This is a genomic window from Cupriavidus sp. GW823-FHT07A04 (assembly GCF_058794615.1).
Genome location: NZ_JBXAHA010000005.1, coordinates 107,855 through 133,592, shown reverse-complemented (window position 1 = coordinate 133,592; position 25,738 = coordinate 107,855). Strand labels below are relative to the sequence as shown.

Below are 25,738 nucleotides of genomic sequence, written 5' to 3'. Positions count from 1 at the left end.
CACAACCCGCATGACTGCGTTTGCAGTGGCATGTCTCTTGCTGAACAGATCTGCCACTGCAGCACCCGACACAACCAAAACAGAACACGTGGAGACACTATGAGCGCACGAGAAGCGGGCGATCTCGATCCTATCGAGACCGCGGAATGGCTGGAGTCCTTGCAAGCGGTGACGCAACATCGCGGAGCCGAGCGCGCTAACCAGCTGGTCAATACGCTGGTGGACGAGGCGCGGCGCGATGGCCTCTATGTGCCGCGCTCCCTGACCACGGGCTACCGCAACACCATCGCCCCCAAGGACGAAGCGCAATCGACCGGCGACCGCGCCATCGAGCATCGCCTGCGCTCGATCATCCGCTGGAACGCCATGGCGATCATCCTGCGCGCCAACAAGGAATCGTCGGAGCTGGGTGGCCACATCGCCAGCTTCCAGTCGGCCGCCACGCTCTACGACATCGGCTTTGGCCACTTCTGGCATGCGCCCACCGACACCCACGGCGGCGACCTGCTCTACATCCAGGGCCACAGCGCGCCCGGCATCTATGCCCGCGCCTTTGTCGAAGGGCGGCTCACCGAGCAGCAGTTGCTGGGCTACCGGCAAGAGACCGGGGGCACCGGGCTGTCCTCCTACCCGCACCCCTGGCTGATGCCGGATTTCTGGCAGTTCCCCACCGTGTCGATGGGCCTGGGGCCGCTGATGTCGATCTACCAGGCGCGCTTCCTCAAGTACCTGCAAGGCCGTGGCCTGGCGGACACGGCGGCGCGCAAGGTCTGGGCCTTCATGGGCGACGGCGAGATGGACGAGCCCGAATCGCTGGGCGCGATCTCGCTGGCCGGCCGCGAGCGGCTGGACAACCTGATCTTCGTCATCAACTGCAACCTGCAGCGGCTGGACGGCCCGGTGCGGGGCAACGGCAAGATCATCCAGGAGCTCGAATCGGTCTTCCGCGGCGCCGGCTGGAACGTGATCAAGGTGGTCTGGGGCGGCGGCTGGGACAAGCTGCTGGCCAAGGACAAGAGCGGCCTGCTGCTAAAGCGCATGGAGGAATGCGTCGACGGCGAGTACCAGGATTTCAAGAGCAAGAGCGGCGCTTATGTGCGCGAGCACTTCTTTGGCAAATACGAGGAACTCAAGGCATTGGTCGCCGACATGAGCGATGACGAGATCTGGGGCCTCACGCGCGGCGGCCACGATCCCGAGAAGGTGTTTGCCGCCTACGCGGCGGCCGTGAAGCACACCGGCGAGCCGACGCTGATCCTGGCCAAGACGGTCAAGGGCTATGGCATGGGCGAATCCGGCGAAGGCCAGATGATCGCCCACCAGGCCAAGAAGATGACGCAGGACGCCCTGCGCGGCTTCCGCGACCGCTTCCAGATTCCGGTCAGCGACGAGCAACTGGCCGACGTGCCCTTTATCAAGCCGGCCGAGGACAGCTCGGAGATGCAGTACCTGCGCGCCCGGCGCGCGGCGCTGGGCGGCTACCTGCCGGCACGCCGCAGCAAGTCGACCTCGCTGGAGATCCCGCCGCTGTCCAACTTCCAGCGCCTGCTGGACAGCACCGGCGAGCGCGAGATCTCCACCACCATGGCCTTCGTGCAGATGTTGGGCACGCTGGTCAGGGACAAGGCCATTGGCAAGCACGTGGTGCCCATCGTGCCTGACGAATCGCGCACCTTCGGCATGGAAGGCATGTTCCGCCAGCTGGGCATCTATTCGTCGGTCGGCCAGCTCTACAAGCCGCAGGATGCCGACCAGCTGATGTACTACCGCGAGTCCAAGGACGGCCAGGTGCTGCAGGAAGGGATCAACGAGGGCGGCGCGATGTCCAGCTGGATCGTGGCCGCGACCTCGTACAGCACGAGCAACGTGCCGATGATCCCGTTCTACATCTACTACTCGATGTTCGGGCTGCAGCGGGTGGGCGACCTGGCGTGGCTGGCGGGCGATATCCGCGCGCGCGGCTTCTTGCTGGGCGGCACCGCCGGGCGCACGACGCTCAACGGGGAAGGCTTGCAGCACGAGGACGGCCATAGCCACATCATCGCCGGCACCATCCCGAACTGTGTCTCCTACGACCCCACCTTCGCCTATGAAGTGGTGACCATCGTGCGCGAGGGCATGCGCCGCATGTACGAGCAGCAGGAGGATGTGTACTACTACATCACCCTGATGAACGAGAACTACACGCACCCGGGGCTGGCCGAAGCGGGCGCCGGCGCCAGCACCGAGGAAGGCATTCTCAAGGGCCTGTACCTGCTCAAGGACGGCGGCAAGGCCGGCAAGGGCGGGCTGCGCGTGCAGCTGATGGGCAGCGGCACCATCCTGCGCGAGGTGATTGCGGCGGCCGAGCTGCTGAAGGCGGACTTCAACGTCACCGCCGACATCTGGAGCGCCCCCAGCTACAACGAGCTGCGCCGCGACGGCATGGCCGCGCAGCGCTGGAACCTGCTGCACCCCACCGAGCCGCGCCGCAAGAGCTGGGTCGAGGCGAGCCTGGCAGGCCATGACGGCCCGGTGATCGCCTCCACCGACTACATGCGCAACTACGCCGACCAGGTGCGCGAATACGTGCACGCCGCCGGGCGCCGCTACGTGGTGCTCGGCACCGATGGCTTTGGCCGCAGCGACTACCGCGCCAAGCTGCGCAGCTTCTTCGAGGTGGACCGCTACCACGTGGCCGTGGCCGCGCTCAAGGCGCTGTGCGATGACGGCGCGATCAAGCCCGCGGTGGTGGCCGAGGCCATTGCCAGATATGGGGTGGATAGCGAGCGCGCAGCGCCGTGGACGGTCTGACAGGCGAAGGAATAAAGACAATGAACCAAGCCATTGAAATCAAGGTGCCCGACATCGGGGACTTCAAGGACGTGCCGGTGATCGAGCTATTCGTCAAGGTGGGAGACCTGGTCAAGGCCGAGGACCCGCTCGTCTCGCTGGAGTCGGACAAGGCCACCATGGAAGTGCCCGCGCCGCACGGCGGCGTGGTCAAGCAGATCCACGTCAAGCTGGGCGATGCCGTCAGCGAAGGCAGCGTGCTGATGCAGTTCGAGGGCAATGGGGCCGGCACTGCCGCCGCCGCGCCGGCGCAAGCCACCAAGCCCAGCGTGAGCGCGCCGCCCTCGCCGGTCAGCGCGCCCGCCGGGCTGGCCGAAGTGCGCATTCCCGACATCGGCGACTTCAAGGACATCCCGGTGATCGAGATCTTCGTCAAGGTCGGCGATACCGTGAAGGCGGAGGACGCGCTGCTGTCGCTGGAGTCCGACAAGGCCACCATGGACGTGCCGGCGCCGCTGGGCGGCGTGGTGCGGGAGATCCGCGTCAAGGTGGGCGACACCGTCAGCGAAGGCAGCATCATCATGGCGCTGGCCACCGGCGATGCGCCGGCGGCGACAGCGACGACAGCGGCGACGGCGCCGGGCGCCGCGCCCGCCGTGGCAGCCGCGCTTGCCGCCCCTGCCCCCGCCGCTGCCACCGCCGCATCCGGTGGCGTCGACGAAACCGCTTTTGCCCTTGCCTACGCCAGCCCGGCGGTGCGCAAGCTCGCCCGGGAGACCGGCGTGGACCTGGGCAAGGTGCGCGGCAGCGGCGAGCATGGCCGCATCCTGCGCGCCGACGTAGAGGCGTTCGCCCGCCCGGGCGGCGCCGTGGCGCCTGCCGCCAGGCCCGCCGCCGCGCCCGCGGGTGGCGGCGCCGGCCTGGACCTGCTGCCGTGGCCCAAGGTCGACTTCGCCAAGTTCGGCCCGGTCGAGCGCAAGGAACTGAGCCGCATCAAGAAGATCTCGGGCGCCAACCTGCACCGCAACTGGGTGGTGATCCCGCACGTCACCACGCACGACGAAGCCGATATCACCGACCTCGAGCAATTCCGCGTGCAGATGAACAAGGAGCTGGAGAAGAGCGGCGTCAAGATCAGCATGCTGCCCTTCATGATGAAGGCGGCCGTGGCCACGCTCAAGGCATTCCCCGAGTTCAACGCGAGCCTGGACGGCGACACCCTGGTGCTCAAGCAGTACTACCACATCGGCTTTGCGGCCGACACGCCCAACGGCCTGATGGTGCCGGTAATCCGCGACGTCGACAAGAAGAGCATCCCCGATATCGCGCGGGAGATGGGCGAGCTGGCCAAGCTGGCGCGCGAGGGCAAGCTCAAGCCCGACCAGATGTCGGGCGGCACCTTCACCATCAGCTCGCTCGGCGGCATCGGCGGCATCAACTTCACCCCCATCATCAACGCGCCCGAAGTCGCGATCATGGGCGTATGCAAGAGCTTCTGGAAGCAGCACTCCAGCGACGGCAAGAACTGGGCTTCGCGCCTCACGCTGCCGCTGTCCTTGTCATGGGACCACCGTGTCATCGACGGCGCCGCGGCTGCCCGCTTCAATGTCCATTTTGCCAACCTGCTCGCCGATCTGCGGCGTGTGCTGTTCTGAGGGGCGCGCTGCAATGACCCAACGTGTCGAAGTCAAAGTGCCGGATATCGGCGATTTCAAGGATGTCACGGTGATCGAGGTCATGGTCAAGCCCGGCGAGACCATCGCCGTGGATACCAGCCTGATCGCGGTCGAGTCCGACAAGGCCTCGATGGAGATCCCTTCCACCCACGCCGGCGTAGTCAAGGAGATCACCGTCAAGGTCAACGATAAGGTGAGCGAGGGATCGGTGATCCTGGTGGTGGAGGCCGCCGCGGGCGCTGCAACCGTTGCCGCGCCCGCCGCGCCAGCGCCTGCGGCCCCATCGGCCCCATCGGCACCGCCCAAGCCAGCGCCAGCCGCCGCGCCCGTTCCCAACGCTGCCAGCTACACCGGCAAGGTGGACCAGGAATGCGAAATGCTGGTGCTGGGCGCCGGCCCCGGGGGCTATTCCGCCGCGTTCCGCAGCGCCGACCTGGGCATGAAGACTGTCCTGGTGGAGCGCTACGACACGCTTGGCGGTGTCTGCCTCAACGTGGGCTGCATCCCCTCGAAGGCGCTGCTGCACACCGCATCGGTCATGGACGAAGTGGCGACCCTGCCGGACCACGGCATCCGCTACGGCGCGCCCGAGATCGACCTGGACAAGCTGCGCGGCTTCAAGGACAGCGTCATCAAGAAGCTAACCGGCGGCCTGGCCGGCATGGCCAAGGCACGCAAGGTCGAGGTGGTGACCGGCGTCGGCAGCTTCCTCGACCCGTATCACCTGGAAGTGGTGGCGGCCGACGGCGGCAAGCGCGTGATCAAGTTCGCCAAGGCCATCATCGCGGCGGGCAGCCAGGCGGTGAAGCTGCCGTTCATGCCCGACGACGAGCGCGTGGTCGACTCCACCGGCGCGCTGCTGCTCAGGTCGATCCCCAAGCGCATGCTGGTGGTGGGCGGCGGCATCATCGGGCTGGAGATGGCCACGGTCTACTCCACGCTGGGCACGCGCATCGACGTGGTGGAGATGCTGGATGGCCTGATGCAGGGCGCGGACCGCGACCTGGTCAAGGTGTGGGAGAAGAAGAACGCGCACCGCTTCGACCACGTCATGCTCAAGACCAAGACGGTGGGGGCCAAGGCGACGCCGGCCGGCATCGAAGTCAGCTTCGAGGGCGAGAAGGCGCCGGCCCCTCAGGTCTATGACCTGGTGCTGGTGGCGGTGGGCCGCAGCCCCAACGGCAAGTCCATCGGCGCGGACAAAGCCGGCGTGGCCGTCACCGAGCGCGGCTTCATCGAGGTCGACAAGCAGATGCGGACCAACATCGCGCATATCCATGCGATCGGCGACATCATCGGCCAGCCAATGCTGGCGCACAAAGCGGTACATGAAGCGCATGTGGCCGCCGAGGCCGCGCACGGCGAGCCCGCCTTCTTCGACGCGCGGCAGATCCCGTCCGTTGCCTACACCGATCCCGAGGTGGCCTGGGCCGGCAAGACCGAAGACCAGTGCAAGGCCGAAGGCATCAAGTTCGGCAAGGCCGTGTTCCCGTGGGCCGCTTCGGGCCGGGCCATCGCCAACGGCCGCGACGAAGGCTTCACCAAGCTGCTCGTCGACGAAGCCACCCATCGCGTGATCGGCGGCGGCATCGTCGGCACGCATGCCGGCGACCTGATCAGCGAGATCTGCCTGGCCGTGGAGATGGGCTGCGAGCCCGCCGATATCGGCAAGACCATCCACCCGCACCCGACGCTGGGCGAATCGATCGGGATGGCGGCCGAGGTGTTTGAAGGGCATTGCACCGATTTGCCGCCTGTGAAGAAGAAATAAGAAGAAATAAGCGAGAGGCGCACGGCGCGGCATTTGCGCCGTGCGCTACGCCCAAGAGATCACAAGAACGTGTATCGCCGATCTGGCGCCCTGACCGAGCCACAGAGACAACCATGACCGAAAACCTTCGCGAAGCCGCACTCGACTACCACCGCTACCCGACGCCCGGCAAGATCTCCGTGACGCCGACCAAGGCAATGGCCACGCAGCGCGACCTCGCCCTCGCCTACTCGCCGGGCGTGGCCGATGCCTGCATGGAAATCGTGCGCGATCCGGCCGAGGCAATGAACCTCACGTCGCGCGCCAACCTGGTCGCCGTGATCACCAACGGCACCGCGGTGCTGGGCCTGGGCAATATCGGGCCGCTGGCGGGCAAGCCGGTGATGGAGGGCAAGGGCTGCCTGTTCAAGAAGTTCGCGGGCATCGATGTGTTCGACATCGAACTGGCGGAAGACGATCCGGACGCGCTGATCGACACCATTGCCCGCATGGAGCCGACCTTTGGCGGCATCAACCTGGAAGACATCAAGGCGCCCGAGTGCTTCTACATCGAGAAGAAGTTGCGCGAGCGCATGAAGATCCCGGTCTTTCATGACGACCAGCACGGCACGGCCATCGTGGCCGCCGCGGCCATCCTGAATGCGCTCAAGCACGTTGGCAAGGATATCGCCGAGGTCAAGCTGGTCGCATCCGGCGCCGGCGCCGCGGCACTGGCCTGCCTGGACCTGATCGTCAACCTGGGCCTGCCGACCGGCAACGTGTTCGTCTCCGACAGCAACGGCGTGGTCTATCAGGGCCGCAAGGAGGCAATGGACCCGAACAAGGCGCGCTATGCGCAGGACACATCCGCGCGCACGCTGGCCGACATCATCGGCGGCGCGGACATCTTCCTGGGGCTGTCGGCCGGCGGCGTGCTCAAGCCGGACATGGTCAAGGTGATGGCGCGCGACCCGATCATCCTGGCCATGGCCAACCCCACGCCGGAGATCGCGCCGGAGGATGCGCTGGCGGTACGTCCCGATGCCATCCTGGGCACCGGGCGCTCGGACTATCCGAACCAGGTCAACAATGTCCTGTGCTTTCCGTTCATCTTCCGCGGTGCGCTGGACGTTGGCGCCACCACCATCAACGAGGAGATGAAGCTGGCCGCCGTGCGCGCCATCGCCGAACTGGCGCACGCGGAAATCCCCGAAGTGGTGGCCCAGGCCTACGGCGCGGTGGGCCTGCGCTTCGGCGCCGAATACCTGATTCCCAAGCCGTTCGACCCGCGCCTGATCGAAGCGGTGGCGCCCGCCGTGGCCAAGGCCGCGATGGACAGCGGTGTGGCAACGCGCCCGATCGCTGACATGGAGGCGTATCGCCAGCGCCTGGGCCAGTTTGTCTACCAGTCGCGCAGCGCCATGGGGCCGGTGTTTGCCGCTGCCAAACGCGCGCCCAAGCGGGTGATCTACGCCGAAGGCGAGGACGAGCGCGTGCTGCGCGCCGCCCAGGTGGTGATCGATGAGGGCATCGCGCGCCCGTTGCTGGTGGGCCGCCCAAATGCGATCGTCCAGCGTATCGCGCAGTTCGGCCTGCGCCTGCAGCCCGGCGTGGATTGCGAGTGCGTGGATCCACTGGACCCCGCCGTCTACCGCGACGCGGCCGAGGCGTACTACCAGCTGAGTTGCCGCGACGGCGTGTCGCGGGCGCTGGCACAGGCGGAGGTGCGCAGCCGCGGTACGCTGCTGGGCGCCATGCTGGTGCGCCAGGGCCGGGCCGATGCCATGCTGTGCGGCACCGTGGGCCGCTTCCAGGATCACCTTGGCTATGTGCGGGACACCATCGGCCTCAAGCCCGGCAGCGAGACGCTCGCCGTCATGCAGATGCTGATGCTGCCGGGCCGCCAGCTGTTTATCTGCGACACCCATGTCAACCTCGACCCGACGGCGCAGCAGATCGCCGACATCACGTTGCTGGCGGCCGAGGCGGTCAGGCGTTTCGGCATCACGCCTAGCGTGGCCCTGCTCTCCCACTCCAACTTCGGCGGCTCCACCGCGCCCGCCGCGGTGAAGATGCGCGAGGCGCTGGCGCTGGTGAAGGCGCGCGAGCCGTCGCTGGCCGTGGAAGGCGAGATGCGCGGCGATGCGGCGCTGTCCAAGCCCATCCTGGAGCACGAGTTCCCCGAGTCCTGCCTGCCCACCGAAGCCAACGTGCTGGTGATGCCCAACGTGGATGCCGCCAACATCTCCTACAACCTGATGCGCATCGCCGCGGGCGGCGGCATCACGGTGGGCGGCATCCTGCTCGGCGCCGCGCGCCCGGTGCACATCCTGACGTCTTCATCGACGGTACGCCGCATCGTCAACATGAGCGCCGTGGCAACGGTCGACGCCAGCGCGCAGCGCGCCTCTGCCTGGGCAATCGACTGACCTGACCCGCGACGACGCCGGCGCCCACGCAACCCCAAAGAGGAGACACCCATGGACAATGACAATCACCCCAAGCCGTTGTACCGATCCCTGTACTTCCAGGTCATCACCGCGATCGTCATCGGTGTGATCCTCGGCCACTTCTACCCGCAGGCCGGCGAGGCGATGAAGCCGTTGGGCGATGGCTTCATCAAGCTGATCAAGATGATCATCGCGCCGATCATCTTCTGCACGGTCGTGGTCGGCATCGCCGGCATGGAGGACATGAAGAAGGTCGGCAAGACCGGCGGGCTGGCGCTGCTGTACTTCGAGGTGGTGAGCGCCATTGCGCTGGTGGTGGGTCTCGTGATCATCAACATCGTCAAGCCCGGGGCGGGCATGAATGTCGACGTGAGCACGCTCGATACCAAGAGCATCGCCGCCTATACCGAGCCCGGCAAGATGCAGGGCACGGTGGATTTCCTGCTGCATGTGATCCCCAATACCGTGGTGGACGCCTTCGCCAAGGGTGAGATCCTGCAGGTGCTGCTGTTTGCCGTGATGTTTGGTTTCGCGCTGCACAAGTTCGGCGGGCGCGGCACGCTGGTGTTCGACTTCATCGAGAAATTCTCGCATGTGCTGTTCACCATCGTCGGCTACATCATGAAGGTGGCCCCCATCGGTGCGTTCGGGGCCATGGCGTTCACCATCGGGAAATATGGCGTGGGCTCGCTGCTGCAGCTTGGCCAGCTGATGGCAACGTTCTACGCGACCTGCCTGTTCTTCATCTTTGTCGTGCTTGGCGGCATCGCGCGCGCGCATGGGTTCTCGATCTGGAAGTTCATCAAGTACATCAAGGAGGAACTGCTGATCGTGCTGGGCACGTCGTCGTCCGAATCGGTGCTGCCGCGGATGATGGCCAAGCTGGAGAACCTGGGTGCGCGCAAGTCCGTCGTGGGGCTGGTGATTCCCACCGGCTACTCGTTCAACCTGGATGGCACGTCCATCTACCTGACCATGGCGGCTGTGTTTATCGCCCAGGCCACCAATACCGACATGAGCCTGATGCAGCAACTGACGTTGCTGGCCGTGCTGCTGCTCACCTCCAAGGGCGCGGCCGGGGTCACCGGCAGCGGCTTCATCGTGCTGGCGGCCACGCTGTCGGCGGTGGGCCATGTGCCGGTGGCGGGCCTGGCCCTGATCCTGGGCATCGACCGCTTCATGTCGGAGGCGCGCGCGCTGACCAACCTGATCGGCAACGGCGTGGCCACGGTGGTGGTAGCGAAATGGACCGGCGACCTGGACGTGGCGCGCATGCACCGCCGGCTGGACAACGAATCGGACGCCGAGGCCGACGAGCCGGAGGCCGTGCTCGATCCGATGGTGGCGCGCATGCCGGCCTCCGGCACCACGCTGACCCGGTGACCGGCAGGCCGCGATGAAACCTTCCACCTATCGTCCCGACGCCAGCGTCAAGGCACCGCACCGCATCGTCATCGTCGGCGGCGGCGCTGGCGGGCTTGAGCTGGCCACCCGGCTGGGCAACACCCTTGGTCGGCGCCGGCAAGCCGAAGTCACCCTGATCGAGAAAACCCGCACCCACGTGTGGAAGCCCAAGCTGCACGAGATCGCCGCCGGCAGCATGGACATGAGCGCCCATGAAGTGGGCTATCTCGCGCAATCGCACTGGCACCACTTCCGCTACCGCGTCGGCGAGATGGTGGGACTGGACCGGGAGCGCCAGGAGGTGCTGGTGGCGCCCTATGTGGATGACGAAGGCACGCAGATCACGCCGCCGCGCACCTTTGGCTATGACACGCTGATTATCGCGGTGGGCAGCCAGAGCAACGACTTCGGCACCCCTGGCGTCTACGAGCACGCCATGCGGCTGGAGTCCGCGGCGGACGCGCTGCGCTTTCACTCGCGCATGGTCAATGCCTGCATCCGCGCGCATGCGCAGACCGCGCCCCTGCTGGCCCAGCAGCTGCACGTTGCCATCATCGGCGCCGGCGCCACCGGGGTGGAACTGGCGGCCGAGCTGCACCGCACCACCCGCGAGGTGGTGGCCTTCGGCCTGGACCGGGTCGACGCCGACAAGGACATCCGCGTCACGCTGATCGAAGCCGCGCCGCGCGTGCTGCCGGCGCTGCCGCCGCGCCTCTCAAGCGCCACGCAGGGCCTGCTGCGCAAGCTGGGCGTGGAAGTACTTACCGACGCCAAGGTGGCCGAGGTGCTGCCCGGCGGCGTGCTGCTGGGCGATGGCCGCCTGCTGCCGGCGGAACTGGTGGTATGGGCGGCGGGCGTGAAAGCACCCGACTTTCTCAAGGACCTGGCGGGCCTTGAAACCAACCGCATCAACCAGCTTGTGGTGCATCCCACGCTGCAGGCCAGCCGCGACGAGAACATCTTCGCGATCGGCGATTGCGCGGCGTGCGCGTGGCCCGAGGCCAATCAGGGCAAGGGCGGGTTCGTGCCGCCGCGCGCCCAGGCCGCGCACCAGCAGGCCTCGCACATGGTCAGGCAGGTCCGCGCCCGCATGGCGGGCAAGCCGCTGGCCGACTACCGCTACCGCGACTTCGGCTCGCTGGTGTCGCTGGGCGAGTTCAGCACCGTGGGCAACATGATGGGCGGCCTGATCGGCGGCAGCCTGATGGTGGAGGGACTGTTCGCCCGGATGATGTACCTGTCGCTCTACAAGATGCACGAACTGGCCTTGCACGGCTTTGCCAAGGTGGCGCTGGACGCGCTGGCGCGCTCCATCGTCCGGCGCACCGAGCCACATGTGAAGCTGCACTGAACCCGGTGCCGCTGTCCTGCAAACACACACGCACACGCACAAGCAACCGCACAAATCCGGACCCCATGACCACGCCCACGCCCGACCCCTCCCGCTGGATTGCCGAGCTCTTCAGCGCGCAACAGACCATGCTGCGCGCGTTCGGCGCCGCTCCCGGCCAGGCACCGCAGGATGCCGACGGCACGCCCGCGCCGGTCTCCATGCTGGCGGCAGCGCGCGCGCTCGCCGCCTGGCCGGAACAGGCCCTCAGGCAAATGAGCGCGCTCTGGCCGGCGAGCGAGCCTGCCGGCACCGCGGACCGGCGCTTTGCCGCACAGGCCTGGCGCGATGACCCGCGCTTCGCGCTGGCGGTGCGCCACTACCAGAGCTACGCCACGCTGCTGCAAGGCGCGATCGAGCAAGCGCCGGCCGATGCGCAGACCAAAGGCCAGTGGCAGTTTGCGCTGCGCCAGGTGCTGGATGCGCTCAGCCCGGCCAACTGCCTGGCCACCAACCCCGAGGCGCTGCAACTAGCCGTGGACTCCGGCGGCGCCAGCCTGGTGGAAGGCATGCGCCTGTTCCTGCAGGACCTGGCCAAGGGGCGCGTGTCCATGACCGATGAGCAGCGCTTCGAGGTTGGCCGCAACGTGGCCACCACGCCGGGCGCCGTGGTGCATGAGAACGAGCTGATGCAGCTCATCCAGTACGCACCGGGCGCGGGCAAGGTCCATCAGCGCCCCCTGCTGATCGTGCCACCCTGCATCAACAAGTTCTACATCCTCGACCTGCAGCCCGAGAACTCCTTCGTCGCCCATGCGGTGGCGCAAGGACATACGGTCTTCCTGGTGTCCTGGCGCAACGTGGCGCAGGCGCAGGCGCACCTGACCTGGGACGACTATCTCGAGCAAGGCGTGCTGCGCGCCATCGACGTGGCGCAGGACATCACGGGCGCCGACCGCGTCAACACGCTGGGCTTCTGCGTGGGCGGCACGCTGCTGGCCTGCGCGCTGGCCGTGGCCGCCGCGCGCGCCGAGGACAAGGTTGCCAGCGTCACGCTGCTCACCACGATGCTGGATTTCCACGACACGGGCGAGATCGGGCTACTGGTCAACGAAGCCATGGTCGCCATGCACGAGGCCGCGATCGGCCGCGGCGGGCTGCTGCGCGGCCGCGAGCTGGCCCATGTGTTCGCGGCGCTGCGCGCCAACGACCTGATCTGGCCCTATGCCGTCAACAGCTACCTGAAGGGGAGCGCGCCGCCCGCGTTCGACCTGCTGTCCTGGAACTGCGACGACACCAACCTGCCCGGGCCGATGTACTGCTGGTACCTGCGCAACGCCTACCTGGAGAACCGTATGCGGGTGCCCGGCGGCACGGTGCAGTGCGGCGAGCCGGTGGACTTTGCCCAGGTCCAGGTGCCAGCCTTTCTCTATGCCTCGCATGACGACCATATCGTGCCGTGGGGCAGCGCCTATGCCACCACGCGCCTGCTGGGCGGGCCCACGACCTTTGTGCTGGGCGCCAGCGGCCATATCGCCGGCGTGATCAACCCGCCGGCCAAAGGCAAGCGCCATCACTGGACCGGGCCGCTCCAGAGCGATCCGCAACGCTGGCTCGACGGCGCCGAGCGCGCCGAAGGCAGCTGGTGGCCGGCCTGGACCCGCTGGCTGGCGCAGCACGCCGGCGCGCGCACCGCTGCGCGCCGGTCGCCCGGCCACGCCGCTTACCCCGTGATCGAGCCCGCACCCGGGCGTTACGTCAAGGCGAAGGCCAGCTAGCTACCAACCAGCCAGCCGCCCCGTCAATCCGCTATCCACCCTACCCCCAAGATTCACCCAGGAGAATCACATGGAAGATGTTGTCATCGTCGCCGCAGCCAGAACCGCCGTGGGCAAGTTCGGCGGATCGCTCGCCAAGGTGCCGGCCCCTGAGCTGGGCGCCACGGTCATCAAGGCCTTGCTCGAACGCAGCGGCCTGAAACCCGAGATGGTCGACGAAGTGCTGCTGGGCCAGGTGCTGACCGCTGGCAGCGGGCAGAACCCCGCGCGCCAGGCCGCCATCAAGGCCGGCTTGCCCGACACCGTGCCCGCCATGACCATCGGCAAGGTCTGCGGCTCCGGCCTGAAGGCCGTGCACCTGGCGGCCCAGGCCATCAAGTGCGGCGACGCCGATATCGTCATCGCCGGCGGCCAGGAGAACATGAGCGCGTCACCGCACGTGCTGGCAGGCTCGCGGGACGGCCAGCGCATGGGCGACTGGAAGCTGACCGACACCATGATCGTCGACGGCCTGTGGGACGCCTTCAACCAGTACCACATGGGCACCACCGCCGAGAACGTGGCCAAGGCCTACAACATCTCGCGCGAACAGCAGGACGCGTTCGCGGCCGCGTCGCAACAGAAGGCCGAGCTGGCACAGAAGACCGGCCGTTTCAAGGACGAGATCGTGCCGGTCTCGATCGTCTCGAAGAAGGGCACGGTGGTGTTCGATACCGACGAGTTCATCAAGCACGGCACCACGGCCGATGCCCTGGCGGGCCTGCGGCCGGCGTTCGACAAGGCCGGCTCCGTCACTGCGGGCAATGCCTCCGGCCTGAACGACGGCGCGGCGGCGGTGCTGATGATGTCGGCCAGCAAGGCGCGCGAGCTGGGGCTGACGCCGCTGGCCCGCATCGCCTCCTATGCCAGCGCCGGGCTTGATCCCACGATCATGGGCATGGGCCCGGTCCCGGCCTCGCAGCGTTGCCTGCACAAGGCGGGCTGGAGCATCAACGACCTGGACCTGATGGAAATCAACGAGGCCTTCGCCGCCCAGGCGTGCGCGGTCAACCAGGAAATGGACTGGGACGCCAGCAAGATCAACGTCAATGGCGGCGCCATTGCCATCGGCCATCCCATCGGCGCGTCCGGCTGCCGCATCCTGGTCACCCTGCTCCATGAAATGGCGCGGCGCCATGCCAGGCGCGGCCTGGCGTCGCTGTGCATCGGCGGCGGCATGGGCGTGGCGCTGGCCGTCGAGCGCTAATCGAGCGCTAATTTATCGCTAAGACAACATACATTCCACAAGGAGAAAACAACCATGAGCAAGCAACGCGTGGTACTGGTCACGGGCGGCATGGGCGGCCTGGGCGAAACCATTTCCACCAAGATGGCCGATGCCGGCTACCGGGTGGCGGTCACCTATTCGCCCGGCAACACCACCCATGGCGAATGGGTTCAGCAGATGAAGGCACGCGGCTACGACATCCTCGCCGTGCCCTGCGATGTGGCGGACATCGATTCGTGCGCCAAGGCAGTGGCGGCAGTGACGGAAGTCGCCGGCCCGGTCGATGTGCTGGTCAACAACGCCGGCATCACGCGCGACATGACGTTCAAGAAGATGGACAAGGTGAACTGGGACATGGTGCTGCGCACCAACCTGGACAGCCTGTTCAACATGACCAAGCAGGTCGCGGACGGCATGGTCGAGCGCGGCTGGGGCCGCGTGATCAACGTGTCGTCGGTCAACGGCTCCAAGGGCGCGTTCGGCCAGACCAACTATTCGGCCGCCAAGGCCGGCGTGCACGGCTTTACCAAGGCACTGGCCCTGGAGGTCGCCAGGAAAGGCGTGACGGTCAACACCATCTCGCCCGGCTACATCGGGACCAAGATGGTCACTGCCATTCCCGAGGAGATCCTGAATACCAAGATTCTCCCGCAGATCCCGGTAGGCCGCCTGGGCAAGCCGGAGGAAGTGGCGGGCCTGATCATCTACCTGGCCTCGGAAGAAGCCGCCTTCCTGACCGGCGCCAACATCGCCATCAACGGCGGCCAGCACATGCAGTGACGCGGGCGCAGCGATGACGGCCATCTGGCAAGACAACAGCAAGGCAAGGCAGCAACCGGAGACCATATGAAATCCATGGGCATCGATCACGACGCGCTGATCAAGCAGTTCGCGCAATCGTCGCAAAAGCAAGGCGAATCCCTGCAACAGGCGGTCCAGCAAGCGACCCTCAAGGCGTTGCAAGGCCGGGAGCTGACCCTGAAGAGCATCAAGGACACGCTGAAGATGGTCACCCAGGCGGCCTCCGCCGGGGCGGCCAGCAGCGGGCTCGCCGGGCCGGGGCTGGAGCCGATGTTGTCCCAGGTCGCGCAGGGCATGGACGCCGCGCTGGTGCAGGCGGTGGAAGCCAATCGCCGGGCGTTGCAGCAGATCGTCGACCAGGGCGCGCAATTGCGCGAGACCCACCTCAAGAAGGCCGTGGCCGACATCGAGAAGATGGAGGACGCGCTGTTGGGCACGGTGGCCAAATCCATCGGCGAGTTGCCGCAGTCAGTGCAGGGGCCGTGGTCGTCGGTGCTGGAGGGCATGAAGCTCAAAGGCACGGCGACCGGCGCCAGCGCCACGGCAGTGGTCGAGCAACTGACCACCCAGGCGCGCGAGCTCGCGCGCGAGGGACGGGCCTTTGCGCAAAGCAGCACCGAAGCCTGGCTCGAGCACTACGCCACGCTGGTCAGCGGCGTGCTGATCGGCATGTCGAACGGCCTGAACGGCGAAGGCAAGCGCTGACCTCGCGGTAGCCACGCCGCCATGCAGCAACCGGGACGCCGCACGCGCGGCGTCCCGTCCACAACCCACGGAGGAGCCCGGACAGATGGATCCCATCCTGCTGGCGCGCATGCAGTTTGCTGCCAACATCACCTTCCATATCTTGTTCCCGACCATCAGCATTGCCCTGGGATGGTTGCTGCTGTTCTTCCGCTGGCGCTATCTGAAGGCGGACACGCCACCGCTGCGCCATGCCTGGCTGAATGCTTACCGGTTCTGGACCAAGGTGTTCGCGCTGACGTTTGCGCTTGGCGTGGTCAGCGGCATCACCATGAGCTTCCAGTTCGGCACCAACTGGCCTGGCTTCATGGAAACGGTCGGCAATATTGCCGGGCCCCTGCTCGCCTATGAAGTGCTGACCGCGTTCTTTCTCGAAGCCGGCTTTCTTGGCGTGATGCTGTTCGGCCACGGCAAGGTGGGCGAGCGGATACACCTGATGTCGACCTTCTTCGTCGCCTTCGGCACCACGCTCAGCGCCTTCTGGATCCTGGCGCTGAATTCCTGGATGCAGACGCCACAGGGCTACGAGATCATCCATGGCGAGTTCCATGTGCACAGCTGGCTCGCCATCATCTTCAACCCCTCCTTCCCCTACCGCTTCTGCCATATGCTGCTGGCCTCGGCGCTGACCTGCGCCTTCCTGCTCGCGGGGCTGAGCGCGTGGCAGTTGCTCAAGGGCACCGGACAGCTGTCCGCGCCCAAGGTGCTGCGGGTCGGGCTGACCCTCGCCGCTGTCGCGATCCCCCTGCAGATCGTGATCGGCGATATGCACGGGCTCAACACGCTTGAGCACCAGCCCCAGAAGATCGCGGCCATGGAGGGCGTGTGGGAGACCGAGCGCGGCGCGCCCTTGCTGCTTTTCGCCATTCCCGATGCCGGCGCCCGCACCAACCGCGCGGCGATCGGCATCCCGCATCTCGCCAGCCTGATCCTGACGCACCGCGCTGACGGCGAGATCCGCGGGCTGAACACGTTCGGCGACGCGCATCCGCCCGTCCTCCCGCTGTTCTTCGCGTTTCGCGTGATGGTGGGCATGGGGGTGCTGATGCTGGCGGCCAGCTGGCTGGGCTGGTGGTGGTACCGCCGCGCCGGCTGGCAGCCGCAGCGGCTGCCGCGCGCGCTGCTGTGGGGATTCGCAGGCATGACCTTCTCCGGCTGGATTGCCACGGTGGCCGGCTGGTACGTCACCGAGATCGGACGCCAGCCTTTTATCGTCTACGGCCTGGTACGCACCGCCGACGTTGCCTCCAACGTGCCGGCGCCCCATATCGCCCTGACACTGACGCTGTTTGCGACGGTGTACCTCGCGCTGATCGTCGCCTATGTCAGCGTGCTCAAGTACCTGGCGGAGAAACCGGAAGCCCCGCTCGGGGCCGATCACGCCGGACAACCCACGCCGGCGTCCGGCACGATCGCCGCGCGCCCCTTGCCTGCCGGGAGCCAACCATGACCTGGATGCGTTTTGACGACACCCTGCCCGTGATCTTCATGGCGCTGATGGGCGTGGCCATGCTGGTCTATGTGATCAGCGATGGCTATGACCTGGGCGTCGGCATGCTGATGCACCGGGCGGCCCCGGCCGAGAAAGACGTCATGGTGGCGTCGATCGGTCCGTTCTGGGATGCCAACGAAACCTGGCTGGTGCTCGGCATCGGCATCCTCCTCGTGGCTTTCCCTAAGGCGCACGGATTCATATTGACCGAGCTCTACCTGCCTGTCACGCTGATGCTGGTGGGGCTGATCCTGCGCGGCGTGGCGTTCGACTTCCGGGTGAAGGTAAAGAGCGCGCACAAGCCGGTGTGGGACCGCCTCTTCTTCGCCGGCTCGACGATCGCGTCGGTCTCGCAAGGATGGATGCTGGGACGTTACATCAGTGGCTTCGGTACCGGTTGGAACTATCCCCTGTTCGCTGCGGCCATCGCCGTGGCGTTGCCGATGGCCTACGTGCTGCTCGGCGCGTGCTGGCTCGTCATGAAAACCGAGGGCGAACTCCAGCAGCGCGCGGTGCACTGGGCCAGGATCGCGTGGGCGCCGATGGTCTGCGGGCTGGCATTGATCTCGATTGCCACACCTTGGATCAGCCCGGCGGTGCGCGAGCGCTGGTTCGTGCTGCCGCAGATTGTCGCCCTGGCCTCCATCCCGCTGGTGACCGGCGTCGCGCTCGTGGCCGTGCGCATGCTGCTGAACACCCGCGTGGTACGCGGGCCGGTGAGCTGGCTGCCCTTCGTGCTGCTGATCGGGGTCTTTGTGCTCAGCTTCCTCGGGCTGGCCTACAGCATCTTTCCGTTTGTCGTGATCCACCGCCTGACGATCTGGCAGGCCGCCAGCAGCCCGGAGGCCTTGAAGGTGATCCTGGTGGGCGTGTGCATCTCGGTGCCGGCCATTGCCGGCTACACGGTGTTCTCGTACCGGGTATTCCGTGGCAAGACCGGCGAACTCCGCTATGCCTAGCTGGCCCTGGAACATGCTGCGGCGCGACACAACGCAAGGCCCCGCCGACGGCTGCGCGGGCTTCGCGCGGCCGTGCTCCGGGAGTACACTGCATTCACCTGACCTGTGCCTGGACGAGCACAGGTCTCGCTTCTATCACTGGTATCCGGACGACAAGTCCTGCATCCTTGAGGACCGCGGAGAAAGGGCTCGCGACATGAATCTCGGCCGTATGCGCATGGGGATCTGGTGCGGTATGGCATTGGTAGCGATCGCGCTGGCCACGTGGCTAGCCTATGTCATGGCGTTGCGCGCCGGGCTCGATCAGCTGCGGGTTGCCGCCCAGCATCGCCTCGATGTCGTGTCCGCGCGGCTTGACGGCGAGCTGTCCCGGTTCGACTACCTGCCATCGTTGCTCGAATCCACCACGGATGTCTTCGCGTTGCTCAGCCGGCCCGATGACGTGGCGCTCAAGCGGCAGGTCAGCCGTTACCTGCACGGCATCACCGCAACCGCCGGCGCGGACAACCTGTACGTCACCCAGCGCTCCGGCCTGACCCTGGCGGCGGCCGACTGGGACCAGCCGGGCACCCCGGTGGGCGCGGATCTCTCGTTCCGGCCGTATATGCGCGATGCGCTCGAGCACGGCCGGGGCCGCTTCTACGGCGTAGGGTTTACCTCCGGCCGGCCCGGCTATTACCTCGCCTACGCGCTGCAGCAAGGCGGCGCGCAGCGCGGCGTGGCCACGGTCAAGGTCAACCTCGACGCGGTGGAACGCAACTGGGTCCAGATCCCGGGCAAGGTGATGGTGGTCGATGCCCGCGATGTGGTCATCCTGGCGTCGCTTGCGCCGTGGCGGCTGCGTCCGCTGGCGCCGCTGACGCAAGCGATGCTGGCCGAGGCCGGCCTGGCGCGCACCTACGGCAAGTCCGACCTGATGCCCCTGGACTGGCAGGTACGCGCCAGGCTGGATGCGCACACCACGCGCGTGCGCCTGGATGGCGTGGATTACCTGGCCTCGGAGCGCACGGTCAACCATGGCCTCTGGCGCATCATGCTGCTGGATGACGAACTGCCGGCGCGCAACCTGGCCCGCAACGCCGCCATCGGCGCTCTCCTGGCCTGCATGGTGATCCTGCTGCTGGCGCTGGTGATTGCGCTACGCCTGCGCGCCGCGCAACAACAAGCCGCCGCGCAACGCGCGCTGCGCGCCGCGCACGATGGCCTGGAGGCCAAGGTGCTGGAGCGCACGGCCGAGCTGCGCGCGCTGCAAAGCGACCTGGTCCACGCCGGCAAGCTGGCCGCGCTCGGGCAGATGTCCGCCGGCGTGGTGCATGAACTCAACCAGCCGCTGGCGGCCATGCGCACGCTGTCGGACAATGCCGAGGTGCTGCTGGAAAAAGGCAGGCTCAAGGATGTGGCGGGCAACCTCCAGCGCATCGCCAAGCTGATCGATCGCCTCGGCCGGCTGACGCAGCAGCTCAAGGTCTTTGCCTTCAAGTCCCAGGATGCGGTGCAGCCGGTCCTGGTACGCCAGGCGGTGCAGGACGCACTGCTCCTTGTCAGCACCCGGATGCGGGAGCGCGATATCACGGTCAACGTGGCGATCGACCCCGACGACATCAGCGTCCTGGCCGATGAGATCCGCGTCGAGCAGGTGCTGGTCAACCTGCTGGGCAATGCCGCCGATGCCTTGTCGGGCGCGCCGGTGCGGGATCTGGAGATCCATGCGGCCCGGCAGGACCAACTCTGCATCATCACCATCCGCGACACCGGCCCCGGCATCCATCCCGACGTGCTGCCGCGCCTGTTCGACCCATTCATTACCACCAAGCCGGCGGGCAAGGGCCTGGGCCTTGGCCTGATGATCTCGGCGCACATCGTGCGCGAATTCGGCGGGCGCCTGTACGCCCGCAACCTTGCGCCTGCCGGTGCCGAGTTCGTGGTCGAGCTGCCGCTGGCGCCGTCGCATGAGAGACAAACCAATGACTGACACCCATCCCATCCGCGTGGTTTTTGTCGAGGACGAGGAGGATGTGCTGGTCGGCAGCTCGCAGGCCCTCGAGCTGGCGGGCTTCGCCGTGAACGGCTTTGCCTCGGTGGAGCAGGCGCGCAGCAGCATCGGCATCGGCGAGCCGGTGGTGGTGGTCTGCGATGTGAAGCTGCCGGGCATGAACGGCGTGGCCTGGCTCAACGAGATCCGGCACATCGACCCCGACCTGCCCGTGATCCTGATGACTGGCCACGGCGACATCTCCATGGCGGTGCAAGCCATGCGCGAGGGCGCGTACGACTTTATCGAGAAACCGTGCTCCTCCGAGCGGCTGGTCTCCGTGGTCAGGCGCGCCGCCGACCGGCGCAAGCTCAGCCTGGAAGTGCTGGGCCTGCGCGAGCAGCTGGAAAGCTGGCAGGGGATCCAGGCCTGCCTGATCGGACGCTCCGCGCAGATGGAGCGGGTGCGCCGCGCCGTGCGCGCGCTGGCCGATGCGCCCGCGGACGTGGTGATCTATGGCGAGACCGGCACGGGCAAGGACCTGGTGGCGCGCTGCCTGCATGACCATAGCGCGCGCCGCACCGGCAACTTCGTGCCGCTGAACTGCGGCGGCCTGCCCGAAGCCCTGGCCGAGAGCGAGCTGTTCGGGCATGAGGTGGGTTCCTTCACGGGCGCCACGCGGCGGCGTTGCGGCAAGTTCGAGCATGCGCAGGGGGGCACCCTGTTTCTCGACGAGATCGAGAGCATGCCGATGTCGGTGCAGGTCAAGTTCCTGCGCGCGCTGCAGGAGCGCTCCATCGAACGGGTGGGGTCGAACGAGCCCATCGCGGTGGATTGCCGGGTCATTGCCGCCAGCAAGGAAGACCTGAAACTCCTCAGCGAGCAAAAGAAGTTCCGTGCCGACCTGTACTACCGCATCGGCGTGGCCTTTATCGACCTGCCACCACTGCGCGAGCGGCGCGAAGATATCCCGCTGCTGTTCGAGCATCTCATCCTGCAGGCCGCTACCCGCTTCAACCGGCCGGCGCCGGTGCTCGGGAACGCGCAGTTCGAGCTGCTGCTGTCCCATTCATGGCCTGGCAACGTGCGGGAGCTGCGTAATGTGGCCGACCGTTTCGTGCTCGGGCTGCTGTCCGATGATTTCGAGCTGCACGGCGGCCATGCCGAGCACGGCAACAGCCTGCCCGACCAGCTCGAACAGTTTGAACGGGTGGTTGTCATGGAGGAACTCAAGCGGAACAACTGCGACGTGGCGGCTACCGCCAGGGCACTTTCCATCCCCAAGCAAACGCTGTACTCCAAGCTGCGCCGTCTGCAAATCGCCTATGACAAGGTGCAGGCCGAGGAGTGACCCAGGCGTAATCCAACTGAGCCAACTGAGCCAACTGGCCCAACTGATCCAACTGATCCACCATCGCCCCCGGTCGCGCGGGGGACGCCCCCTATTTTCAAGACTGACAGGTATTCCCCATGCTTTACCAATTCCACGAACTCAAGAGCGCCTTGCTGTTGCCGCTCACCGCACTGGCGCAAGCCACGTCGCGCACCTTTACCAATCCGCTCAGCCCGCTGTCCATGATGCCGGGCGCCAACCGGATGGCCGCCGGCTACGAACTGCTCTACCGCCTCGGCAAGGATTACAAGAAGCCGCCCTTCGACATCAAGTCGGTGCAATGCCACGGGCGGGACGTTCCCATCGTCGAGCAGACCATCGTGGAGAAGCCCTTCTGCAAGCTGCTGCGCTTCAAGCGCTATGCCGACGATCCGCAGGTCATCCAGTGGCTGAAGGACGAGCCGGTGGTGCTGGTGTGCGCCCCGCTGTCAGGCCATCATGCAACCCTGCTGCGCGATACGGTGCGAACCCTGCTGCAGCATCACAAGGTCTACGTGACCGACTGGATCGATGCCCGCATGGTGCCGGCGGAGGACGGCCCGTTCCACCTGACCGACTACGTACACTACATTCAGGACTTCATCCGCCACATCGGCGCGGAAAACCTCCATGTCATCTCCGTGTGCCAGCCGGCCGTGCCTGTGCTTGCCGCCATCTCGCTGCTGGCTTCCGCCGGTGAGGCCACGCCGCGGACCATGACCATGATGGGCGGCCCGATCGATGCGCGCCGCAGCCCCACTGCCGTGAACGCGCTGGCCACCGACAAGTCCTTCGCGTGGTTCGAGAACAACGTGATTCATGCCGTGCCGGCCAACTACCCGGGACACGGCCGCAAGGTCTACCCGGGCTTCCTGCAGCACGCCGGCTTTGTTGCCACCAACCCGGATCGCCACCTCTCCTCGCACTACGACTACTACCAGAACCTGGTCGATGGCGACCTGGACGACGCCGAGGCTCACGTGCGCTTCTATGACGAGTACAACGCCGTGCTCGACATGGCCGCCGAGTATTACCTGGATACGATCCGCGATGTGTTCCAGGAATTCCGGCTGGCCAGCGGCACCTGGGAGATCGACGGCAAGCCGGTACGGCCGCAGGACATCACCGGCGCGGCGCTGCTGACCATCGAGGGCGAACTGGACGACATCACGGGAGCGGGCCAGACCGCGGCGGCGCACGATCTTTGCGCGGGCATTCCCGGCGCGCGCAAGCAGCATGTGACAGCGCAGGGCTGCGGGCACTACGGCATTTTCTCCGGCCGGCGCTGGCGCGAGGAGATCTATCCGCAGCTGCGCGCGTTCATCGCCAGCTATCGCTGAGCAGTCCGGCTCGCCATTCCAAGGGCCGAGGAGCGCGCCCTTGAGCGGCGCTCCCCAGCGATGGCGTGAAACCCTGGATGCGCGAGCGGCTTAATCCGACTGGTCCGGGATGGCCCGTATCAGCTCATCGAGCTGCGCGCTCATGGGCAACCCGAGCCGCTCACCGGTGGGCAGCTTGTTCATGAACCATTGCTTGTACGTGCGATCCAGTTCCCCGGACACGGCCATCTCGCGCACCGCCTTGTCCACCACGGCGGCGAACTGCGGATCGCCCTTGCGGAACATGATCCCGTAGGGATCGTAGGAGAGGAAATCGCCGACGATCTGGAACCTGCCGCCGGCGCTGCTGCTGCGCAAAAAACCATACAACAGCACATCATCCCCCGCATAGGCGTCCGCGCCACCGTGCTGCAAAACCTGGAACGCATCGGCATGGTCCCGTGCCTTGATGACGTTCAGCTGCAGGCCGAAGCGAGCCGATAGCCGCTCAAGCGCCTCCACGTTCGTGGTGCCGCCGGTCGCGACCACGGTCTTCCCCTTCAGGTCCTTGAACGACTTGATCGGCGATCCCTTCGGCACCATCAGCTTGGTCCCGGCCACGAAGATCACCGGTGAGAACGACACGCGCTTCAGGCGCTCGACGTTCCTGGTGGTCGAGCCGCATTCCAGGTCGACCTTGCCGGACGTGACCGCATCGAATCGATTGTCCGAGGTGACTGGCGTCCATTGAATGCCGACCTCGCGGCCCACCTCCGCCGCCACCGCATCCACAATCGCGCGGCAGATATCGATGGAATAGCCGACCGGCTTGCCAAGCCGGTCCAGGTACGAGAATGGCAAGGACGACTCGCGATAGCCGATGGTCAGGGTGCCGATTTCCTTCGCCTTCTTCAGCGTGCCGGCCAGTTCCCCCGCCTGTTGCGCCAACGCCGCGCCGGCGGCCAATGCCGCGCACAGCGCAACGGCCGCCCACATCACGATTTGCCGGCCGCCGCGGCTGCTGCGCCCGCCACCCACGCGTGCTCCATTTGAACGCATTTGATTTGCACTCCTGCAGTGATCGTTCGCACAATGCCCGGCACACCATGCGGGAGGCCGCCTGCGAGGCACCCTCCCGCGCTGGCCGCTCAGGCCTGGACCGCGCCCGGCTTTCCGAGCGGGGCGCGCGCGTCCGATGCCGTGCTGTCGCCCTCGCCGTCCAGATCCGACTCGCTCGCCAGCTGGCCCTCCCACTTCGCCACCACGGCAGCGGCAATCGAGTTGCCTACCGCATTGGTCGCCGAGCGGCCCATGTCCAGGAACTGGTCGACCCCCATGATCAGCAGCAAGCCAGCTTCCGGAATGCCGAACTGGTTCAGCGTGGCGGCAATCACCACCAGCGATGCGCGCGGCACCCCGGCCATGCCTTTTGACGTCAGCATGAGCAGCAGCAGCATGGTGATCTGGGTACCGATCGGCAGGTGAATGTCGTAGGCCTGCGCAATGAACAGCACGGCGAACGTGCAATACATCATGGTGCCGTCGAGGTTGAAGGAGTAGCCCATCGGCAGCACAAAGCTGGAGATCTTGCGGCTGACGCCGAACCGGTCCAGCGCGGTGAGCATCTTCGGGTAGGCGGCCTCCGAGCTGGCCGTGGAAAAGGACAGCAGGAAGGGCTCGCGAATCAGCCGGATCAGCGTGAACACCCGCTTGCCCAGGAAGAAGAACCCGGCCGCCACCAGCAGGCCCCACAGCACCAGCAGGCCAAGATAGAAGCTGCCCATGAACTTCGCGAAGGTGATGAGAATGCCCAGTCCTTGCGTGGTCACGGTGGAAGCAATGGCCGCGAACACCGCCAGCGGCGCCATCCACATCACGGCGCCGGTGATCTTCAGCATGGTCTGCGCCAGGTCGTCGATGACGCCGGCCAGCCGCTTGCCCGTCTCCCCCAGGGTCGACAGCGCGGTGCCGAAGAAGATCGAGAACACCACGATCTGCAGGATTTCATTGGTGGCCATGGCCTCCGCCACGGACCTCGGCACCAGGTGCGTAATGAAATCCTTCAGCGTGAAGGCGTTGGTCTTCAGGTTGGTAGCCGCCCCCACGTCCGGCAACGGCAGGCCGATGTTGTGGCCGGGCTGCAGCAGGGTGGCCAGGATCAGGCCCAGCGTGAGCGAGAGAAACGAAGCCACGATAAACCAGCCGAGCGCCTTCACGCCGACGCGGCCAACGGTGCTCGCATCGCCCATGTGCGCGATGCCAACCACCAGCGTGGAGAACACCAGCGGTGCGATGATCATCTTGATCAGGCGCAGGAAGACATCGGTGAAGATCGATATATAGCCGGCGATCTCCTTGGCGGTACCGGGATCCGGGAAGGCCTTGTTACAGCTATAGCCGACGATAACGCCGAGGATCATCGCGATGACGATGTAGGTGGTGATTGGGCGCTTTTTTTTCATGACTGCTCCTTGGATTCTTGCGAGCCTGCTTTTCCGAAGCCGCCACCCTCGGATATGTTCTGGCGAATTGGGTCGCCGCGGTCCGGACCGGGCCGCGTCCTGCTTGCGTTTGCGCGTATTCGATGGTTAGCCTGCGGCCAAAGGCAGCCCGGATTCGCCATGCATGCCTTCCCCCATGACTATGAGACTA

At 66.4% G+C, this 25,738-nt stretch carries 17 protein-coding genes; 15 read left to right on the top strand and 2 right to left on the bottom strand.

Annotated features, from left to right (window positions below; all coding sequences use genetic code 11):
• Positions 1 to 99 precede the first annotated feature (99 nt).
• From aceE to AC1Q7Q_RS10385, 15 genes are all read left to right on the top strand, one after another.
• On the top strand, positions 100 to 2,793 hold the full coding sequence (aceE, locus tag AC1Q7Q_RS10455; RefSeq protein ID WP_492374534.1) for a pyruvate dehydrogenase (acetyl-transferring), homodimeric type: 2,694 nt from the start codon (positions 100 to 102) through the stop codon (positions 2,791 to 2,793).
• A gap of 20 nt (positions 2,794 to 2,813) precedes the next feature.
• Positions 2,814 to 4,427 carry a dihydrolipoyllysine-residue acetyltransferase gene (gene aceF, locus AC1Q7Q_RS10450; RefSeq protein WP_492374533.1) on the top strand — a complete coding sequence of 538 codons (1,614 nt, stop codon included), beginning with the start codon at positions 2,814 to 2,816 and terminating at the stop codon, positions 4,425 to 4,427.
• Positions 4,428 to 4,440: 13 nt separating this feature from the next.
• Complete coding sequence (gene lpdA, locus AC1Q7Q_RS10445) at positions 4,441 to 6,219, top strand: dihydrolipoyl dehydrogenase (protein ID WP_492374532.1); 1,779 nt, start codon at positions 4,441 to 4,443, stop codon at positions 6,217 to 6,219.
• Between the two features lie 113 nt (positions 6,220 to 6,332).
• On the top strand, positions 6,333 to 8,627 hold the full coding sequence (locus tag AC1Q7Q_RS10440; protein WP_492374531.1) for an NADP-dependent malic enzyme: 2,295 nt from the start codon (positions 6,333 to 6,335) through the stop codon (positions 8,625 to 8,627).
• A 51-nt stretch (positions 8,628 to 8,678) separates the two neighbouring features.
• Positions 8,679 to 10,031 carry a dicarboxylate/amino acid:cation symporter gene (locus AC1Q7Q_RS10435; protein WP_492374530.1) on the top strand — a complete coding sequence of 451 codons (1,353 nt, stop codon included), beginning with the start codon at positions 8,679 to 8,681 and terminating at the stop codon, positions 10,029 to 10,031.
• 13 nt (positions 10,032 to 10,044) lie between these two features.
• On the top strand, positions 10,045 to 11,403 hold the full coding sequence (locus tag AC1Q7Q_RS10430) for an NAD(P)/FAD-dependent oxidoreductase (protein ID WP_492374529.1): 1,359 nt from the start codon (positions 10,045 to 10,047) through the stop codon (positions 11,401 to 11,403).
• Positions 11,404 to 11,468: 65 nt separating this feature from the next.
• The gene (gene phaC / locus AC1Q7Q_RS10425) at positions 11,469 to 13,160 is read left to right on the top strand and encodes a class I poly(R)-hydroxyalkanoic acid synthase (RefSeq protein ID WP_492374528.1); all 1,692 of its coding nucleotides are present in this window, start codon (positions 11,469 to 11,471) and stop codon (positions 13,158 to 13,160) included.
• Positions 13,161 to 13,230: 70 nt separating this feature from the next.
• Positions 13,231 to 14,406, top strand: coding sequence for an acetyl-CoA C-acetyltransferase (locus AC1Q7Q_RS10420; protein ID WP_492374527.1), 1,176 nt, complete (start codon positions 13,231 to 13,233; stop codon positions 14,404 to 14,406).
• A 54-nt stretch (positions 14,407 to 14,460) separates the two neighbouring features.
• Complete coding sequence (gene phbB / locus AC1Q7Q_RS10415; protein WP_043354246.1) at positions 14,461 to 15,207, top strand: acetoacetyl-CoA reductase; 747 nt, start codon at positions 14,461 to 14,463, stop codon at positions 15,205 to 15,207.
• Positions 15,208 to 15,273: 66 nt separating this feature from the next.
• A complete protein-coding gene (locus AC1Q7Q_RS10410) occupies positions 15,274 to 15,933 on the top strand; it encodes a DUF6781 family protein (RefSeq protein ID WP_492387157.1) in 660 nt (219 codons plus the stop codon).
• 85 nt (positions 15,934 to 16,018) lie between these two features.
• Positions 16,019 to 17,422, top strand: a complete 1,404-nt coding sequence (locus AC1Q7Q_RS10405) for a cytochrome ubiquinol oxidase subunit I (RefSeq protein ID WP_492374525.1) — start codon at positions 16,019 to 16,021, stop codon at positions 17,420 to 17,422.
• A 5-nt stretch (positions 17,423 to 17,427) separates the two neighbouring features.
• Positions 17,428 to 18,423 (top strand): cytochrome d ubiquinol oxidase subunit II, encoded by a 996-nt coding sequence (locus AC1Q7Q_RS10400; protein WP_492374545.1) that lies wholly within the window; start codon positions 17,428 to 17,430, stop codon positions 18,421 to 18,423.
• Positions 18,424 to 18,619: 196 nt separating this feature from the next.
• Positions 18,620 to 20,395 (top strand): sensor histidine kinase, encoded by a 1,776-nt coding sequence (locus tag AC1Q7Q_RS10395; RefSeq protein WP_492374524.1) that lies wholly within the window; start codon positions 18,620 to 18,622, stop codon positions 20,393 to 20,395.
• Positions 20,388 to 21,746 (top strand): sigma-54-dependent transcriptional regulator, encoded by a 1,359-nt coding sequence (locus AC1Q7Q_RS10390; RefSeq protein ID WP_492374523.1) that lies wholly within the window; start codon positions 20,388 to 20,390, stop codon positions 21,744 to 21,746. Before AC1Q7Q_RS10395 ends, AC1Q7Q_RS10390 begins: the two co-directional genes overlap by 8 nt.
• A gap of 119 nt (positions 21,747 to 21,865) precedes the next feature.
• Positions 21,866 to 23,107 (top strand): polyhydroxyalkanoate depolymerase, encoded by a 1,242-nt coding sequence (locus AC1Q7Q_RS10385; RefSeq protein ID WP_492374522.1) that lies wholly within the window; start codon positions 21,866 to 21,868, stop codon positions 23,105 to 23,107.
• A 90-nt stretch (positions 23,108 to 23,197) separates the two neighbouring features.
• On the opposite strand, the gene AC1Q7Q_RS10380 is transcribed toward AC1Q7Q_RS10385, so the two are convergent.
• The gene (locus tag AC1Q7Q_RS10380) at positions 23,198 to 24,082 is read right to left on the bottom strand and encodes an amino acid ABC transporter substrate-binding protein (protein WP_492374544.1); all 885 of its coding nucleotides are present in this window, start codon (positions 24,080 to 24,082) and stop codon (positions 23,198 to 23,200) included.
• Positions 24,083 to 24,234: 152 nt separating this feature from the next.
• A complete protein-coding gene (locus AC1Q7Q_RS10375; protein WP_492374521.1) occupies positions 24,235 to 25,548 on the bottom strand; it encodes a dicarboxylate/amino acid:cation symporter in 1,314 nt (437 codons plus the stop codon).
• Positions 25,549 to 25,738: the final 190 nt, after the last annotated feature.

Coding starts and splice junctions, on each gene's coding strand:
- aceE (WP_492374534.1), top strand. CDS start 100: ATGAGCGCACGAGAAGCGGGCGATCTCGATCCTATCGAGACCGCGGAA.
- aceF (WP_492374533.1), top strand. CDS start 2,814: ATGAACCAAGCCATTGAAATCAAGGTGCCCGACATCGGGGACTTCAAG.
- lpdA (WP_492374532.1), top strand. CDS start 4,441: ATGACCCAACGTGTCGAAGTCAAAGTGCCGGATATCGGCGATTTCAAG.
- AC1Q7Q_RS10440 (WP_492374531.1), top strand. CDS start 6,333: ATGACCGAAAACCTTCGCGAAGCCGCACTCGACTACCACCGCTACCCG.
- AC1Q7Q_RS10435 (WP_492374530.1), top strand. CDS start 8,679: ATGGACAATGACAATCACCCCAAGCCGTTGTACCGATCCCTGTACTTC.
- AC1Q7Q_RS10430 (WP_492374529.1), top strand. CDS start 10,045: ATGAAACCTTCCACCTATCGTCCCGACGCCAGCGTCAAGGCACCGCAC.
- phaC (WP_492374528.1), top strand. CDS start 11,469: ATGACCACGCCCACGCCCGACCCCTCCCGCTGGATTGCCGAGCTCTTC.
- AC1Q7Q_RS10420 (WP_492374527.1), top strand. CDS start 13,231: ATGGAAGATGTTGTCATCGTCGCCGCAGCCAGAACCGCCGTGGGCAAG.
- phbB (WP_043354246.1), top strand. CDS start 14,461: ATGAGCAAGCAACGCGTGGTACTGGTCACGGGCGGCATGGGCGGCCTG.
- AC1Q7Q_RS10410 (WP_492387157.1), top strand. CDS start 15,274: ATGAAATCCATGGGCATCGATCACGACGCGCTGATCAAGCAGTTCGCG.
- AC1Q7Q_RS10405 (WP_492374525.1), top strand. CDS start 16,019: ATGGATCCCATCCTGCTGGCGCGCATGCAGTTTGCTGCCAACATCACC.
- AC1Q7Q_RS10400 (WP_492374545.1), top strand. CDS start 17,428: ATGCGTTTTGACGACACCCTGCCCGTGATCTTCATGGCGCTGATGGGC.
- AC1Q7Q_RS10395 (WP_492374524.1), top strand. CDS start 18,620: ATGAATCTCGGCCGTATGCGCATGGGGATCTGGTGCGGTATGGCATTG.
- AC1Q7Q_RS10390 (WP_492374523.1), top strand. CDS start 20,388: ATGACTGACACCCATCCCATCCGCGTGGTTTTTGTCGAGGACGAGGAG.
- AC1Q7Q_RS10385 (WP_492374522.1), top strand. CDS start 21,866: ATGCTTTACCAATTCCACGAACTCAAGAGCGCCTTGCTGTTGCCGCTC.
- AC1Q7Q_RS10380 (WP_492374544.1), bottom strand. CDS start 24,082: ATGTGGGCGGCCGTTGCGCTGTGCGCGGCATTGGCCGCCGGCGCGGCG.
- AC1Q7Q_RS10375 (WP_492374521.1), bottom strand. CDS start 25,548: ATGAAAAAAAAGCGCCCAATCACCACCTACATCGTCATCGCGATGATC.